Below are 15,327 nucleotides of genomic sequence, written 5' to 3' on the forward strand. Positions count from 1 at the left end.
CAATTAAGGATATTAATGTTTTTTTCTAAAAATAAGCAAAATGAAATAGCCTCTTTAAAAGCAGAACTCTATCCGTTACAACAAGTGTGGGAAGGGCTTTACCGAGAGATGTTAGTTGTTAATATTCTTTATGATGGGCGTATTTCGCACGCCAATGATAGGTTTTTAGAAAACTTAGGCTACAACGAAGACGATCTTACTAATAACTCTTTTGATGATTTTATTACTGAGTCATCTCGTCAATCTTCAGAATTTAAAAGCCTACAGCAAGCTATAAAAAAAGAAGGACATTGGGGCGGTGCATTACAAATTGCGCGCGGTGATGGTAAAGCTGAATGGTTACGTTTAATAGTACATCCTGTAAAAGGGGAGCAAGATCAGTTGCTCTACTTTTCTATATTCGGGAGTGTGCTTACAAAAACAATTACGGCTTCCCGCGAGCAAAGCGACACTATCAAAGCGATATATCGCTCTATGGCAGTAATTGAATTTGATTTAGAAGGCCATGTTTTAAAAGCAAATGAGCAGTTTTTATCAGCAATGGGTTATCAAGAAAGTGAATTAATAGGAAAACACCATCGCACATTTTGTGAAGCTTCAGAGTATAATTCCCAAGAGTATCAACAGTTTTGGGCTAAATTAAGAGAAGGACAGTTTATAGCGGAGCGCTTTAAGCGTGTTGATAAATACGGCAATGTTGTATGGTTAGAAGCGTCATATAACCCAATCTCAAATGACGCAAATGAGCTTTATAAAGTGATGAAGTTTGCCACAGTTATTACTGAACAAGTAAATCAAGAAATTGCAATCTCACAAGCGGCCGAGATTGCTTATAGCACCTCAACCCAAACGGATAAAAAAGCAGAACAGGGCGCGAGCGTTATACAAGATACGGTTACAGTAATGACCGAGCTTGCTATTAACATGGAGCAAGCTGCAAGTGAAATTTCAGCGCTTGATCAGCAGTCGCAACAAATAGCGAGTATTGTACAAAGTATTAGTAGTATTGCAGAACAAACTAATTTATTAGCATTAAATGCCGCAATTGAAGCGGCTAGAGCTGGCGAGCAAGGTCGAGGCTTTGCTGTGGTTGCAGACGAGGTTCGACTGCTTGCATCTCGTACATCAAAAGCAACAGAAGAAATAGTAGAAGTAGTACAGCGTAACCAATCACAAACCCAAAATACGGTGGCTGTAATAGAAAAAGGTAAAGAAAAAGCAGAGCAAGGTTTAGCACTATCTAAAGAGTCGGGTGATGTGATGCAGGAAATTCAGCAAGGCGCACAAGAAGTTGTAAATGCGATTGGGCAATTTACCAGTGAACTCAAAGCTAACGGCTAGATTAGTTACGTCCTTATTCTAAAGCGGGCACCTTTACCGGTACCCGCTCAACCTAACCCCCCTCAATATTACTCTCGAAACATCCCTGATAATTTTAAATTTAACAACTATTCTTTATTAACCCATTAAATAACAAGTAATAAGTTTCTTCATCCCTATAAATGATAATAAATTGTTGCATTTTTGTTCTTTGTTCCTAATACTGATGAACGCCAAGGCTGACAAGCCCTAGTATGAATACCTTAAATGATAATAAAATATTACGTACACAACATTAAGGAATTGTATGAACAACACTAAGCGCACACACACATTAATTAAACCAAGTCACCTAATTGGTGCTGGGCTTGCTATGCTAATGAGCTTTTCTGCTGCGAGTAAAGACTACAAAATTATATTAATTCACGGGTTACAAACTTCGCAAATAACCAATAAGTCGGGTAGTGATGTAATTAATGACGGTGAAACATATTGGCAATCGTACTGGAATAATCGTGCAGATGAGCGAATTGATTGGCCTGCTTATGAGCGAATTGAAGGTAAAATTGCTACCGATTGGGTGTGGCCAAAGTTAAAGCAAATTTCACGCTCTAATTTATGCAGTGATGGCTGTGTATTTGTAACACATTCAACAGGCGACTTAGTTGCACGCCATATTATTGATAACCAAGAAAACTGGTTAGAAAACGCAGGCTTACAGCCGCTTAATATTGTTGCGACGTTTGATTTAGCAGGCGCGGGTGGTGGAAGTGAGCTTGCAGATGTAGCCGTTAGTGCTTTAACTGGCGCATCATGGAACTTTGCGGTCGATGCAGCACTCAAATGGTGGCTAGGGAGCGATGTAACCGAAGCTGTTGGTGTATTACACGATTTAAAAGTGAATAATGCCCGTAAAATATCGCCATTTCCTGATGCACGTACACCTAGATTACGCTTTGTGGCAGATGGTAATGCGTATTTAGGTTTAACAGGTGGATTTTTAAAAGGTAATGATGATTCGGTTGTAGCATCGCACTCTTCATGTGGTGCAAGTTCGGCTGGCTCGTTTGGAAGTTGTAGCAGCAGTATTGATACAGATGGCCATTTAAAATCGCAAGGTGATGCTGTTAGTAGCTTTATGCCAAATCATTATCCAATGATGATGAGTGACAGTTATAGCCATAACGAAATACATAACGCGCAGCGTAAAGGTAATGTCACAATAGCCATGAATAACGTAAATGTTGAAGGTAATAACGTAGGGTTTAATACGTTTGATAAAACTACAGGTAGTTGGTTTTGGAAAAAACAATATCGTTATATTAAGGATTCAAATAATTTAAGTGCATCAGCACTTATTTATAATGTGATTCCATAACATAGAAGGCGTGTAGTTATACCAATCTGCATAAATCTTTGATCAATTTAACGAATTAAATTCCACTATAACGTCGTTAAAAATTTTTTATTTACGACTGCATGGATGCAGGAGGTAGAGCAATGCAGGGAGCAATTGCCGAGAACAACTAGATACAAAAATTTTTGCCTAGTTCTAGCGTAATTTTCTTGACGTTAAATAGACCCATATATAAGCAGATTGGTATTAAAAACTATACGCCTTATAAAAGATTGAAATATAAAAATGAAAAAATTTTATGTCGTTGCTTTAATTATTAGCACTATTTTATTCTCGCTATGGTTTACTGGTAAAAATGATGCTCATAAAGTTGCTGAGCCAATAAAACCACAGATTAAACACAGCGCGAACGCACCTGACTTATCGCCTGTAAAAGTGATCCCTATAGATGTGCCTAAAGCTAAAAAACCACAATCAAAAAAGCAAATTGCGTTTAATGAAGACCTAACAAAAGCAGCGCAGCAAGTGGTGATGCAATACGAAAGTGCACTTAAGTTTCCTCCTTATTCTCAACCTTTGAGTCCTTTAGATGAAGATCGATTAAAGCCAAATCAGTTTTATCCTGTGTCGAGCCCCATAGGTGAAAGCGGCGATGCTTTAACGGTAAGCCTCAAACAATATCGTTTTGTATATCCAGAAGAAATAACAATAAAGGTAAGCGCTCAAGGGCTTGGTAAAGTGGTCGTTGAACTTGCAAATACTGATACAAAGGAAGTATTAAATACCCATACGGGCAATGCGCGTGAAGGTGAGGCAATTATTACATTTAAAGAAGATGAAGATTACCCTCGTAGTTTGCAAGTGTATGTGCAGGGCGATGTTGACGGCAAAAAAGTACCCGTAGTTGCGCAAATTCAATATATGCCGCCAAGTGCTACTTTGACAGGTTTTGAAATTGCTTATGCTCAAAATGAAAACATGATTATGCCAGCTAATTTAACGGTGATAAAAAGTGGTTTGTATCGTGTTAGGGCGAATTTATATAGTGGTGATACACCACTTGCTCATTTGGTATCTAAGGAACGCTTAACACAAGGGAGCCAAACCGTAGACTTAAAAGCTCATTGGTCAGTATTACCTAAGGGCGTTACCGATATGCGCTTAAGTGACTTTGTAATAGAAAGAATGTCGCCAAGCCCAGGTGAGCGTAACAGCTTTGGGAATAGTGAAATAAGCCATTTTGATATAAACGATTTCTCGTACGACAGTTTACAGCAGTTGCCGTATCAGACTAATGCACAAGAAAAGTTAAGTTTAGAGTTTTTACAAGGCCTAGCTGAGAGTTAAAAAGACAACGTAAGGCTGAATTGGTAAATTTAAGGGGGTTGTACATAAATACAACCCCTTAAATTTGTTAGCCTAGATATGTTAGCTTAGATTTATAGTAACTACACTTGGCGCTTCTTGTTCATCAAGCTCATTAGTAACAGGCACTATAGGAATGTCTGGCTTATCAAGAGCTATATCGCCACCATCAATGACTTCACCGGTTTGTAAGTTTTTAAAATCAAACAAATCAGCATCAGCTAAGTGTGAAGGCACGACGTTTTGCATTGCTGTAAAAATACTCTCAATACGACCTGGATGCTCAGCATCCCATTTAGCGAGCATTACTTTTGTATGTTTACGCTGTAGGTTTTCTTGCGAACCACATAGGTTACACGGAATAATTGGATAACCTTGTGCAAATGCGTATTGGCTTATATCGCTTTCTTTACAGTATGCAAGTGGGCGAATAACCATGTGCTCGCCGTTATCACTCATTAATTTAGCCGGCATACTTTTTAGTTTTCCACCGTAAAACATATTTAAAAACAACGTTTCAATCATGTCGTCACGATGGTGGCCAAGGGCTATTTTAGTTGCGCCTAACTCATTTGCTGTGCGGTATAAAATACCACGACGCAGTCGTGAGCAAAGTGAACAGGTTGTTTTACCTTCAGGAATAATGTCAGTAACAATGCTGTAGGTATCTTCTTCTACAATTTTGTATTCTACATTTAATTTATCAAGATACTGGGGTAAAACGTGCTCAGGAAACCCTGGTTGTTTTTGATCTAGGTTTACAACAACGAGATCAAACTTTATAGGTGCTACACGTTTTAAATGTTGAAGCATTTCAAGCATTGTGTAGCTGTCTTTACCACCTGATAAACACACCATTATACGGTCACCTTCTTCAATCATATTGAAGTCCATAACGGCTTGACCAGTTTGGCGACGTAAACGCTTTTGTAGCTTATTTAAGTTAAATTGAGCTTTAGCTTGATCTGAGTGTGACAATTACGCCCCCTAGTAAAACAATACAGCAAAGTTATTTGCTAAAAATAAAGGGGCGTATTATACCCAAACCACCTGAATATGCGAGTTTAGGATGTAATTAAACACGGTATTTTTAGCAAGTAACAAACTGGATGTTACTTGCTAAATTTTTAATTAATCTAGTTTCTTTGCCATCGGGCTTACGTAACCATCGGGCTTAAGTGCTAGTACATCGCAGTCAAGGCTATCAATTACATGCTCTGCTGTATTACCTACTAAAGCGGCACTTAAGCCTGTACGACCAACGGTACCAATAACAACTAATTCGCTATTTAACCGCTTAGCTACATCAGGGATTACATCCTCAGGTAGGCCTTCTTCAATAAAACATTGCTCTTGGCTTAAATTAAACTCAGCAGCAAGTGCATTGGTTGATTCAATGTGGTGTTTTTTAACTGATTCGTTATAAAGTCCAGGGTTAAACTCAGGAATTTCGATTGCTATATTTATGGGCGTTGCAGGATAAGCATTAACTAAATTAAGTTTTGCGTTGGCAAGTTCACATAAAAATTGTGCGTCTTTAATTACCCGTTTATTAAGTGCTACATGTTCTTCGTTTTCACTAACCGCATTCACAGCAGCTAAAATATTACCGTTTTCTGGCCATGCCATTTCTTTAACAAACAACACAGGGGCAGGGCATTTTCGTACTAAATGCCAGTCGGTAGGGGTGAAAATAACGGATTTAAGTGCACCATGTTGATGTGTGCCTTTAATTACTAAATCGTACTTTTGATCAAATACAGTATCGATTATGGCTTCATAAGGACGGTTATGCCAAACCACTTGGGTGTCAATATTTATATCTTTGTAAGGTGAAACCAAATCGTTAAGCCATAGCTGGCGATCTTTTAGTACGGCATCACGCATTGCTTCGCGTTCATCGCCAGATAGCATCGTTGTCATTTCATAAGAGAAGTCGTAAACCGTCATAAAGGCGGTAATACTTGCGCCAGATTTTTTGGCTAAGTCTATTGAACGTGATAAACCGTGTTGATCGTCTTTGGTAGGGTCAATAACCGCAATAATGCGTTTAATAGTGTTCATATGCTACTCCATTTGCCTAACGGGTGTACAATTAGTGTAACGCAAATATAAAACAGTTAAAGGGGTAGCATATAAATTGTTGTTCTAAATCAAACTATTTAATTTAGCGAGGCTTAACGATTGCTGCCGTTTTAGCTAAGGCATCATTATCTAAAATTGTAATAAATTTACCTTCTACTTTTATTAAGTCGGCTTTTTGAAAACGGCTTAATAAACGGCTAATGGTCTCTACGGTAAGGCCTAAGTAGTTACCTATTTCACCGCGAGTCATGGTAAATCTAAATTCTTTGCGTGAAAAACCACGTTCACCAAAACGCTCTGATAAGTTATAAATAAAACTAGCTAAGCGTTCTTCTGCTGATTTTTTATTGAGTAATAACAGCATTTCTTGATCGTATGTAATTTCGCTGCTCATCAAGCGCATTATTTGTTGACGAAGTTTTGGTAATTTACCAGCAAGTTCGTCAAGGGTATCGAATGGTATTTCGCACACCATTGACGTTTCAAGTGCTTGTGAAAAACTCTGGTGCGCCATTTTACTTATCGCGTCAAAGCCTACTAAGTCACCCGCTAAATGAAACCCGGTTATTTGCTCATCACCTTGCTCTGATAATGTGTACGATTTAAATGAGCCAGAGCGTACAGCATAAATAGCCTGTAAAGGTGCGCCTGATTCAAATAGATAATCGCCTTTATGGAGTGGTTTTTTTCGCTCAATAATTTCGTCTAGCTTATCCATTTCTTGGCCATTGAGAGAAAATGGCAAGCACAATTGACTAATACTGCAGTTATTACAGCTAATAGCACAATTACCTTTAGCGCGACTTTGAGAGAAATCCATAATTTAATCCGTTTAAATTTTTATACACACGACTGCAAAATAACCATAAAAGGTTAATACTGCGAATAGGTTATTGTATCAGCTTGTCAGTTGCAATTATCAATAAGTAGATACCATACCAGATTATAACACTGCCCAATACAATTCGGGTCCAAGGGTGGTTAATAATACTATTTAGTTTTTGTGCGGTAACGCCTAACGTGATCATTGCGGGGAAAGTACCCAAAGCAAAACAAAGCATCACTAAAGCACCGTCTAGGGCACTTGGGCTAGTCATCGCCCATGTAAGTGCTGAGTAAACAAGTCCACATGGAAGCCATCCCCACAAAGCACCGTAACCTAGGGCTTTAAATGGTGAGTTAATAGGTATTAAGTATTTATTTAGCTTAACAATGTGTTGCCACACTAAGGTTTTACCAATTTTTTCTAACCATTGCAACGTAGGGCCTAAGCGCATTATATACACGCCGACAAGGAGCATAAAAATAGCTGCAATGAATGAAAGTGCTAAAGAAAAAGATGTGTTTTGCCTAGCAAATTGGCTGCTAATACCAGCAACAAGTGCACCTGCTGCCATGTAGCTCAGTGCACGTCCGGTATTATAGGCAAATGAATAGGTGAATGCTTTGCGTTTATCACTTGCCAGTTGTAATGAGCTTGCAATACCGCCGCACATCGCAATGCAATGACCGCTACCTATTAGCCCCATTAAAAATGCGCTGGTGTAAAGAGGGTCAATCATTACTTTTGTTATGTTGCTCTTTGTCGTCTTCAAACAAAATACTATGACCTTGCTTATTTAAATCAGAAAACTGCTCACTTTTTACGGCCCAAAAGAAAACGCCTATAGCAATAATGACAAACAAAATGGCAATGGGGATCAAAATGTAAATTATGCTCATAACTTTAATAGCCTTAGTGAATTACTAATCACAATAATTGAGCTGGCAGACATACCGATAACGGCCATCCACGGGTCAACAAGCCCAAGCGCTGCAAGCGGTAAAATAGAGGCATTATACAACAAAGACAGCGCCAGGTTTTGCTTAATGATTCGCCTAGTTTGCTTAGCAACATTGAGTAGGTGCGCAATAGAGGCTAAATCACTGTTTAACAGCACTACATCGGCACTGTTTTTAGAAATGTCGGCACCGGTTTCCATTGCAATGGATAAATGGGCACTGGCAAATACAGGGCTGTCGTTTACGCCATCGCCGACCATTGCAACTACTTCGTTTTGTGACGCCCATTGTTCAACAGCTGTTTGTTTATCTTGTGGCGAACACCCAGATTGCACACTTTCAAGGTTAAGTTGTTTAGCTACTTTTTGCCCAGCATCTGACGCGTCACCGGTTAACATATGACACGTTAAGTTTTGCGATTGAAGTGAGTCTATAAGCTTTTTAGCATCGTTTTTTACTTTATCAATAAAGTAAAAACGTGCAACAACCTGCTTATTTATATACAAGCTTGCTTGTGCATTTGATTTTTTGCTATCAAACCAACCACTTTTACCAATTGCATAATGATTAGTTGCATCTTGTGCGCTAATTCCCAGACCTGGATGCACTTCAACGTTATTAAGATTGTGGTGAGCAGGAGTAATTTCATCAAATGCGCTGGCGATAGGGTGCTCAGAATAACGCTCTAACATAGCTGCCATATCTAGCACTTGCGCTTTTGTGTATTGCTTATCGAGTATATCTACTTCATCTAGGCTAAATTTACCTTGAGTAAGTGTGCCTGTTTTATCAAAGGCAAATAACGTAATTTGTGAGAGTGTTTCGAGCACATGCGCTTGTTTTATTAATACGCCTTTACGGGTCAAGGTTGCAACCGCGCATGTAAGTGCGGTTGGTATGGCTAAACTCAGGGCACATGGGCAGGTAGCAACTAAAACCGAAATGGTGATCCAAAATGCGTGTTCAGGGTCAATTTGGTACCAGCCAATAGCTGTAAGTGAAGCAAATATAAGCAGGCACGCTATAAACCATTGCGCAACTTTATCTGTAATTTCAACCAGTTTAGGGCGTTTAGTTAATGCGTTGTGTTGCAAGCGGATAATTTGATTTAAAAGCGTATTTTGGCCAATTTTATTGATTTTTATTTCAATAACACCGTCATGGTTAACGCAACCGGCGTAGACATTGTGGCCGATAAATTTTGTAACGGGTTGGTGTTCGCCCGTCATCATTGATTCATCAACCGTAGTTTTACCCTTTATAAGTTCGCCGTCGGCAGGGATTGTTTCACCCGCTTTAATGAGTACTACGTCATTAAGTTTTAGTTTTTTGGCTGCAATTATAAGTTCTTCACCACTTTCGTTAATGGTGCGGGCTGTTAATGGCAATAATTTTTGTAAGTTGGCAGTAAATTCGCTCGCTTTTAAACGCGCTCTAAATTCAAGGTACTTACCTAATAAAAGTAAAAAGGTAAACATGCACACAGACTCAAAATATACTTCGCCGACTTGCATAAATGTGGCGTAACAACTTGCGCCAAACGCACCAAAAATAGCCAGCGATACCGGTAAATCCATATTGAGCTGTTTTGCTTTTAAGCCATTTATGGCGTTGGTTAAAAAGGGCAGTGCGCTATATAAAATAACCGGAGAGGCAAGTACTAAGCTGATCCATCTAAAATACTGCTCAAAATTGCTGTCCATCCCGGAGAACATGCCAAAGTACATGGCAAACGCAAACATCATAACTTGCATGGTCATTAAGCCTGCAACACCTAAGCGGCGAATATAGGCTTTGGCAGTTTGTTGCTTTTGTTGAGCTTCAATATCTGATTGAAATGGGTAGGCTTTATAACCAATTTTGGCAAGTGCGGTAATAATTTCACTCAATGGGGTGTTGGTTTTATCCCATTGGATCATCGCGCGGTTGGTGGATGTATTTACATCAACCCGTTTTACAGTCTTTAAGTTTAAGAGTTGTTTTTCGATAAGCCATGCACACGCTGCGCAGGTTATACCTTCAACACTCAACAATACCTCTGAGATATTGTCGTTAGTGGCTATAAATTCGTCTTGAATGTCTTCGTTGTCATAACTTTTTATAAATGCGAGTTGCTCAGGTACCAGTTGCTCAACCTTGCCTGCGCGAACAGTTCGGTATTTATAATAATCAGTCATACCTTGATCAACAATATTTTGCGCAACTGCTTGGCAGCCAATGCAACACATTGGCTGGGCAATATCGTCAATTATAACGTTTGCGCTAAATCCGTTTGGCACACTTTCAAGGCAATGAAAGCAAGAGTGAGACATAGTAATGATTACTTATAGTTAGGAGTAACTAAAACGGTTTCAGCCGTCGGTAGAACAATGTTTTCTTTTAGTTTCCAGCTGCCATCAATTGGCTCAATAAATACAGAATATGCACCTGGCGTATACTTATCAAGTAATGCAGTAAATTCTTGATTGGCATTAGGCGTAAGTGTTGCCTCAAAGTCATGCGCTTTAATAGTACGGTGGTAAAACGAAAGTTTTAAAACATGTACGTTGCTACTGTCACCTTTTGTAAACTTAAAGCTTACACGCTCGTTGGTTACATTTAATTCGCCATGTAAGTAAAGTGCTTTTGCTTTTTCAAACTTAGTCAGTTCTAAGTTTATTGCTTTACCTTTTTTGTAGTAGTCGTCAACAACCATATCTGGGCCGTTACCTATTGCCGTAATAAATAAGCTAATACAGCCAATAATGGCAACTAACGGAAAAAAGATTAAAAACCAAGGCCAAAAATTTTTATACCACGGAGTAGGTTGCATAGTGTCTCTAAAATTAGTTTAGGAAGCGTTATTTTATAGGAATTATACGTAAAAGACTAAAAAAAAGCCTCCGACTGGAGGCTTTTTTGATCTGGATTAATCTATTGAATTAAATAAATTAATTTATAAACATTTTATTAACCGCGTGCTTATTTATCTTGCGATAAACTGTAAACGTAGGCTGTTAATAAGTGAATTTTATCTTCACCTAAAATGTCTTTCCAAGCAGGCATTACACCAGCACGGCCGTGGTTAAGTGTTTCTTCAACAGCACGTTGAGAACCACCGTATAACCAAATGTTATCAGTCAGGTTAGGCGCGCCAAATGGTAGGTTATGTGCAACCGACCCTTTACCGTCAGCACCGTGACATGCGGCGCACATTGCAAACTTAGCTTTACCTGCGGCAGCATCTTTTTGGTTAACAGTACGACCAGAAAGGCTCAGTACATGCGCTGTCATTTCTTTAACGCCTTGCTCACCAAGAGCATCGCCCCAAGCTGGCATTGCAGCTATACGACCATTAAGCAGTGTTTCTCTAATTTTGTCTGGTGTACCGCCATATAACCAATCTTTATCAGTTAGGTTAGGGAAGCCTGTTCCACCACGTGCATCAGAGCCGTGACATTGCGCACAGTTTTGTGAGAATAAACGCTGACCAATTTCGATGGCTAGTTGACCATCTGTTTGTTCATGTTTGTCACCATTTTCAAGAGCAACTTGCTGCGCTGCGTCACCTTCAAACTTAGAATTAACTAAATCTAAAACCGGCACTTGTGCAAGTCGATTAAAAATAGGACCAAAGCGTTCTTCTGCAGTTTCATACTCTTTATCAAGTTTAACAAAACGACCTTCTGCTTTGGCCTCTGCAACTGCTTTTTTAGATTCAGCTAAAGACGTAATACCTTGGTTAGAACTAGTCCATTTACCTAAACCTTCCCAGTTGCCTAAACCTGGGTAAGCTGCAAGGTAATATACTGACCAAATAAAAGTTGCGAAAAACATGTAGGTCCACCATTTTGGTAGTGGATTATTTAGCTCTTCAATGCCGTCAAATTCATGTCCACAGCTTTCACCTTCTTTTACGCCAGCATAGTTTTTTAAGTTCCAAACTAATAGGCCAAAGATGATGCATAAGCATGCAAGGGTTAATACAATAACCCAAATACTCCAAAAGCTAGTCATTTTTCAGACTCCTTTTCCTCGTTAGAGAGTGTGTTGTTATGTTTTTTTTCATCTTCAAAAATGGCATTAGCAGCGCTGTCAAAACGATTTTTGCTACGCTTGCTGTATGCCCATACAACAATCACAATAAACAATACTAAAATTACCAGAGTCAAAATGCCTCTGTATGTTCCGTAATCCATAATAATTTACTTCAAGTGGGTACCAAGTTGCTGTAAATACGCGATTAGAGCTTGGATTTCTGTTGCGCCTTCGCCGTTATTCATAGCGTTAACTTTTTCAACATCAGCTTTAAGTTCTTCGTCGCTGCCATAACCTAGGCCCGGGTGTTTAGGGTTTTCTGGGTTAATAGCAAAAGTATCACGGAAAATTTGTAGTTTTTTCAGAGTCAGGCTTGTGTCTACCTTATCCTCTGCTAACCAAGGAAAACCTGGCATATTCGACTCAGGAACCACAGCACGTGGGTCAACTAAGTGAGCATAATGCCAATCGTCCGAGTAACGTTTACCAACGCGAGCAAGGTCAGGACCAGTACGTTTAGAACCCCATTGGAAAGGGTGATCCCATACTGACTCTCCTGCTACAGAGTAGTGACCGTAACGCTCAACTTCATCACGAAAAGGGCGGATCATTTGTGAGTGACAGTTATAACAACCTTCACGTACATATATGTCACGGCCTTCCATTTCTAAAGCATTAAGAGGGCGTAGGCCTTCTACTGGTTTAGTTGTGTCGTCTTGGAACATTAGCGGAGTAATTTCAACTAATGCACCAAAGCTGATAGCAAAAACAGTCAGAATAGCCATAAGGCCAACGTTCTTTTCTACTATTTCATGTTTGTTTTGTGAATTTTTATTGCTCATCATCTCACTCCGTTATGCTAATTGTGCTTGCGCGTCTAACTTCAGAGATTCTTTCTCAGCTGAAATTGTACGGAAAACGTTATAAGCCATAACTAACATGCCTGTTACGATGAATACACCGCCTACAAAACGCATAATGTAGAAAGGATGCGACGCTTCTAAAGACTGCACAAAGCTGTACATTAATGTACCGTCGGCATTTACCGCACGCCACATAAGACCTTGCATTACACCAGAGATCCACATTGCAACAATGTATAAAACAACACCTACAGTGTGTAACCAGAAGTGGGTATTAACTAATTTAACGCTATACATACGACCTTGCGCAAATAACGCAGGAATTAAGTGGTAAATAGCACCAATTGAAATCATAGCAACCCAACCTAGTGCACCTGAGTGTACGTGGCCGATTGTCCAATCTGTGTAGTGAGATAACGCATTTACAGATTTAATTGCCATCATAGGGCCTTCGAACGTAGACATACCGTAGAAAGACAATGAAACAACTAAGAAGCGTAGTACTGGATCAGTACGCAGTTTATGCCATGCGCCTGATAGGGTCATAATACCGTTAATCATACCACCCCAAGACGGTACGAATAGGATAATAGACATAACCATACCTAAACTTTGCGTCCAATCAGGAAGCGCAGTGTAGTGAAGGTGGTGAGGACCTGCCCAGATGTATAATGAAATTAATGCCCAAAAGTGAACTACCGATAAACGGTATGAGTAAACTGGGCGACCTGCTTGTTTTGGTACAAAGTAATACATCATACCCAAGAAACCAGCAGTTAATAGGAAACCTACAGCGTTATGACCGTACCACCACTGAACCATAGCATCTACCGCACCTGCGTAGATTGAGTATGATTTAGTTAACGACACAGGCACTGCCATGCTGTTTACAATGTGTAGTACTGCAACAGTAATAATAAAGCCAGCATAGAACCAGTTAGCAACATAAATGTGCGACACTTTACGCTTGATTAAAGTACCAAAGAATACAATAGCGTAAACAATCCAAACCACAGCGATTAAAATATCGATTGGCCATTCAAGTTCTGCGTATTCTTTTGAGCTAGTAATACCAAGTGGTAATGTAATTACTGCTAATACAATAACTAGCTGCCAGCCCCAAAATGAAAAGGCGGCGAGTTTGTCTGAGAAAAGACGCGTTTGGCAAGTACGTTGTACGACGTAATAAGACGTCGCAAACAGTGCACTAGTACCAAATGCGAAAATTACTGCGTTCGTGTGTAACGGACGTAGTCGAGAGTAAGTTAACCATGGTGTATCAAAGTTAAGTGCTGGCCAAGCTAATTGGGCAGCAATCAGAACCCCAATACTCATGCCAACGATGCCCCAAATCACTGTCATAATAGCGAATTGGCGTACAACCTTATAGTTATACTCAGTTTGTGATGCTACTGTTTGGCTCATTTTCTGGCTTCCGCTGCAATAAATGCGTTTAGAAATGAATTACCCACTATTAAAAGTGGGGCCTACTATTTTTCTCAAGCGTGTTACCTAAAACTTTCAATACATGAAAACTTCAGAAAAAAACTTGAGAAACCCTTATTTTTTGCGGGTGAAATGATAAATTTTTTGGCCTAAAAAAGATAGGTCAATTACATAAAATTATGACATCAATCAAACTTTGTGAGCTTGTTGTTTATTTTTTGATACAGTTTGTGCCTAATTTGGCCTAATAGTAACACTCGCACTTGTTATTTACAGTCACGATTATTAGTATTTGCTTTTCTTTAGTGCGAAATTGTTATGCTTATATATAGGTTAAGTTTATTCACTGTGGTGTTTTTTTTATTAACAGCGTGTGATTTTTCTAAAAATACAGATGAAAAATTTCTTAAAAATGCCCAGTGCGAAGCCAATTTGCCTTGTACTTTTTCAAATGATGTTAAAGTATGGTTAAGCGAGAAAACCCTTTCCCCCGAAACCCCATTTACTATCTTTAGTGACTTACCTGCAAACGTTACAATTGAAGATGCCAAGCTTAAAGGCATCACTATGTACATGGGTTACATTCCCCAAAAATTTAAAAAACATAATGATCTTTGGCAAAGTAATACTATGGTTGGTATTTGTTCAGAGCAAAATATGCTTTGGAATTTAGAACTAACCGTTAAAGATAATGCCACCTCTGTAATACAAACACTCAATTACTCTTTTTACGTAACGTATTAAAGTTGCGACTACAAACTCTTGTATACAGCTTACATTTTTGATGTGAGTTCGTTTTCTTATACATACGATTATTTGAGTGACAAGATCAATAAAATTGCCTTTTTAGGTTTTAATACTGACAAAACTTCAATAGTGAATAAGTGCTCTCAAAAAGTTCAACTTTAATTACGACTGAATAAAAAAATCTAATCAAAAAACCTTCCAAAGAGGCTAAATAAGACTATTTAAGCATCAAGTATGCATAAATATGGTTATTAATTAACATTTAGTTTTGCGGTTTTAATAATGTGCTGTGATTAAGTTGTTAATTTGTCTGTTTTTGGTACGTAGCTCAGTTAATTACATTTG

Annotated in this window: 15 protein-coding genes; 4 read left to right on the top strand and 11 right to left on the bottom strand. The window is 38.9% G+C overall.

Annotated features, from left to right (window positions below; all coding sequences use genetic code 11):
- Positions 1-15: 15 nt before the first annotated feature.
- The 3 genes from H5090_RS20995 (at position 16) to H5090_RS04250 (ending at position 4,024) form a co-directional block, all read left to right on the top strand.
- Entirely contained in the window at positions 16-1,341 is a 1,326-nt protein-coding gene (locus tag H5090_RS20995) for a methyl-accepting chemotaxis protein (RefSeq protein ID WP_182695098.1), read from the top strand.
- A gap of 286 nt (positions 1,342-1,627) precedes the next feature.
- Positions 1,628-2,698 carry a hypothetical protein gene (locus H5090_RS04245; RefSeq protein WP_039490101.1) on the top strand — a complete coding sequence of 357 codons (1,071 nt, stop codon included), beginning with the start codon at positions 1,628-1,630 and terminating at the stop codon, positions 2,696-2,698.
- Between the two features lie 264 nt (positions 2,699-2,962).
- Entirely contained in the window at positions 2,963-4,024 is a 1,062-nt protein-coding gene (locus H5090_RS04250) for a hypothetical protein (protein WP_165723935.1), read from the top strand.
- Positions 4,025-4,105: 81 nt separating this feature from the next.
- Here H5090_RS04250 and ttcA read toward each other — a convergent pair whose 3' ends face one another.
- The 11 genes from ttcA to ccoN all read right to left on the bottom strand — a co-directional run bounded on the left by ttcA (position 4,106) and on the right by ccoN (position 14,214).
- Positions 4,106-5,020 carry a tRNA 2-thiocytidine(32) synthetase TtcA gene (ttcA, locus tag H5090_RS04255; RefSeq protein WP_182695099.1) on the bottom strand — a complete coding sequence of 305 codons (915 nt, stop codon included), beginning with the start codon at positions 5,018-5,020 and terminating at the stop codon, positions 4,106-4,108.
- Between the two features lie 153 nt (positions 5,021-5,173).
- Entirely contained in the window at positions 5,174-6,106 is a 933-nt protein-coding gene (gene uspE, locus H5090_RS04260; protein WP_182695100.1) for a universal stress protein UspE, read from the bottom strand.
- Between the two features lie 103 nt (positions 6,107-6,209).
- Positions 6,210-6,947 (bottom strand): FNR family transcription factor, encoded by a 738-nt coding sequence (locus H5090_RS04265; protein ID WP_002963069.1) that lies wholly within the window; start codon positions 6,945-6,947, stop codon positions 6,210-6,212.
- A 70-nt stretch (positions 6,948-7,017) separates the two neighbouring features.
- Positions 7,018-7,689: a sulfite exporter TauE/SafE family protein gene (locus H5090_RS04270; protein WP_182695101.1), complete on the bottom strand. Its 672-nt coding sequence runs from the start codon at positions 7,687-7,689 to the stop codon at positions 7,018-7,020.
- The gene (ccoS, locus tag H5090_RS04275; RefSeq protein WP_002963071.1) at positions 7,682-7,849 is read right to left on the bottom strand and encodes a cbb3-type cytochrome oxidase assembly protein CcoS; all 168 of its coding nucleotides are present in this window, start codon (positions 7,847-7,849) and stop codon (positions 7,682-7,684) included. The genes H5090_RS04270 and ccoS overlap by 8 nt, the downstream gene beginning before the upstream one ends.
- Positions 7,846-10,221 carry a heavy metal translocating P-type ATPase gene (locus H5090_RS04280; RefSeq protein ID WP_182695102.1) on the bottom strand — a complete coding sequence of 792 codons (2,376 nt, stop codon included), beginning with the start codon at positions 10,219-10,221 and terminating at the stop codon, positions 7,846-7,848. The genes ccoS and H5090_RS04280 overlap by 4 nt, the downstream gene beginning before the upstream one ends.
- An 8-nt stretch (positions 10,222-10,229) precedes the next feature.
- Positions 10,230-10,721, bottom strand: coding sequence for a FixH family protein (locus tag H5090_RS04285; protein WP_002963075.1), 492 nt, complete (start codon positions 10,719-10,721; stop codon positions 10,230-10,232).
- 149 nt (positions 10,722-10,870) lie between these two features.
- Positions 10,871-11,905, bottom strand: a complete 1,035-nt coding sequence (gene ccoP, locus H5090_RS04290) for a cytochrome-c oxidase, cbb3-type subunit III (RefSeq protein ID WP_182695103.1) — start codon at positions 11,903-11,905, stop codon at positions 10,871-10,873.
- Complete coding sequence (locus H5090_RS04295) at positions 11,902-12,087, bottom strand: CcoQ/FixQ family Cbb3-type cytochrome c oxidase assembly chaperone (protein ID WP_024597380.1); 186 nt, start codon at positions 12,085-12,087, stop codon at positions 11,902-11,904. The genes ccoP and H5090_RS04295 overlap by 4 nt, the downstream gene beginning before the upstream one ends.
- Before the next feature lie 6 nt (positions 12,088-12,093).
- Positions 12,094-12,768, bottom strand: a complete 675-nt coding sequence (gene ccoO, locus H5090_RS04300) for a cytochrome-c oxidase, cbb3-type subunit II (protein WP_024597379.1) — start codon at positions 12,766-12,768, stop codon at positions 12,094-12,096.
- Positions 12,769-12,780: 12 nt separating this feature from the next.
- Complete coding sequence (gene ccoN, locus H5090_RS04305) at positions 12,781-14,214, bottom strand: cytochrome-c oxidase, cbb3-type subunit I (protein WP_002961515.1); 1,434 nt, start codon at positions 14,212-14,214, stop codon at positions 12,781-12,783.
- Between the two features lie 339 nt (positions 14,215-14,553).
- On the opposite strand from ccoN, the gene H5090_RS04310 reads away from it, so the two are divergent.
- A complete protein-coding gene (locus H5090_RS04310) occupies positions 14,554-14,979 on the top strand; it encodes a hypothetical protein (RefSeq protein WP_039490088.1) in 426 nt (141 codons plus the stop codon).
- Positions 14,980-15,327 lie beyond the last annotated feature (348 nt).

Origin of the sequence: Pseudoalteromonas sp. SR43-5 (genome assembly GCF_014163835.1) — a bacterium.
Classification (GTDB): Bacteria; Pseudomonadota; Gammaproteobacteria; order Enterobacterales; family Alteromonadaceae; genus Pseudoalteromonas; species Pseudoalteromonas distincta.

Excerpts from the sequence above, each read along its gene's own strand:
- H5090_RS20995 (WP_182695098.1), top strand. The coding sequence starts at position 16 with ATGTTTTTTTCTAAAAATAAGCAAAATGAAATAGCCTCTTTAAAAGCA.
- H5090_RS04245 (WP_039490101.1), top strand. The coding sequence starts at position 1,628 with ATGAACAACACTAAGCGCACACACACATTAATTAAACCAAGTCACCTA.
- H5090_RS04250 (WP_165723935.1), top strand. The coding sequence starts at position 2,963 with ATGAAAAAATTTTATGTCGTTGCTTTAATTATTAGCACTATTTTATTC.
- uspE (WP_182695100.1), bottom strand. The coding sequence starts at position 6,106 with ATGAACACTATTAAACGCATTATTGCGGTTATTGACCCTACCAAAGAC.
- H5090_RS04265 (WP_002963069.1), bottom strand. The coding sequence starts at position 6,947 with ATGGATTTCTCTCAAAGTCGCGCTAAAGGTAATTGTGCTATTAGCTGT.
- H5090_RS04270 (WP_182695101.1), bottom strand. The coding sequence starts at position 7,689 with ATGATTGACCCTCTTTACACCAGCGCATTTTTAATGGGGCTAATAGGT.
- ccoS (WP_002963071.1), bottom strand. The coding sequence starts at position 7,849 with ATGAGCATAATTTACATTTTGATCCCCATTGCCATTTTGTTTGTCATT.
- H5090_RS04280 (WP_182695102.1), bottom strand. The coding sequence starts at position 10,221 with ATGTCTCACTCTTGCTTTCATTGCCTTGAAAGTGTGCCAAACGGATTT.
- H5090_RS04285 (WP_002963075.1), bottom strand. The coding sequence starts at position 10,721 with ATGCAACCTACTCCGTGGTATAAAAATTTTTGGCCTTGGTTTTTAATC.
- ccoP (WP_182695103.1), bottom strand. The coding sequence starts at position 11,905 with ATGACTAGCTTTTGGAGTATTTGGGTTATTGTATTAACCCTTGCATGC.
- H5090_RS04295 (WP_024597380.1), bottom strand. The coding sequence starts at position 12,087 with ATGGATTACGGAACATACAGAGGCATTTTGACTCTGGTAATTTTAGTA.
- ccoO (WP_024597379.1), bottom strand. The coding sequence starts at position 12,768 with ATGAGCAATAAAAATTCACAAAACAAACATGAAATAGTAGAAAAGAAC.
- ccoN (WP_002961515.1), bottom strand. The coding sequence starts at position 14,214 with ATGAGCCAAACAGTAGCATCACAAACTGAGTATAACTATAAGGTTGTA.
- H5090_RS04310 (WP_039490088.1), top strand. The coding sequence starts at position 14,554 with ATGCTTATATATAGGTTAAGTTTATTCACTGTGGTGTTTTTTTTATTA.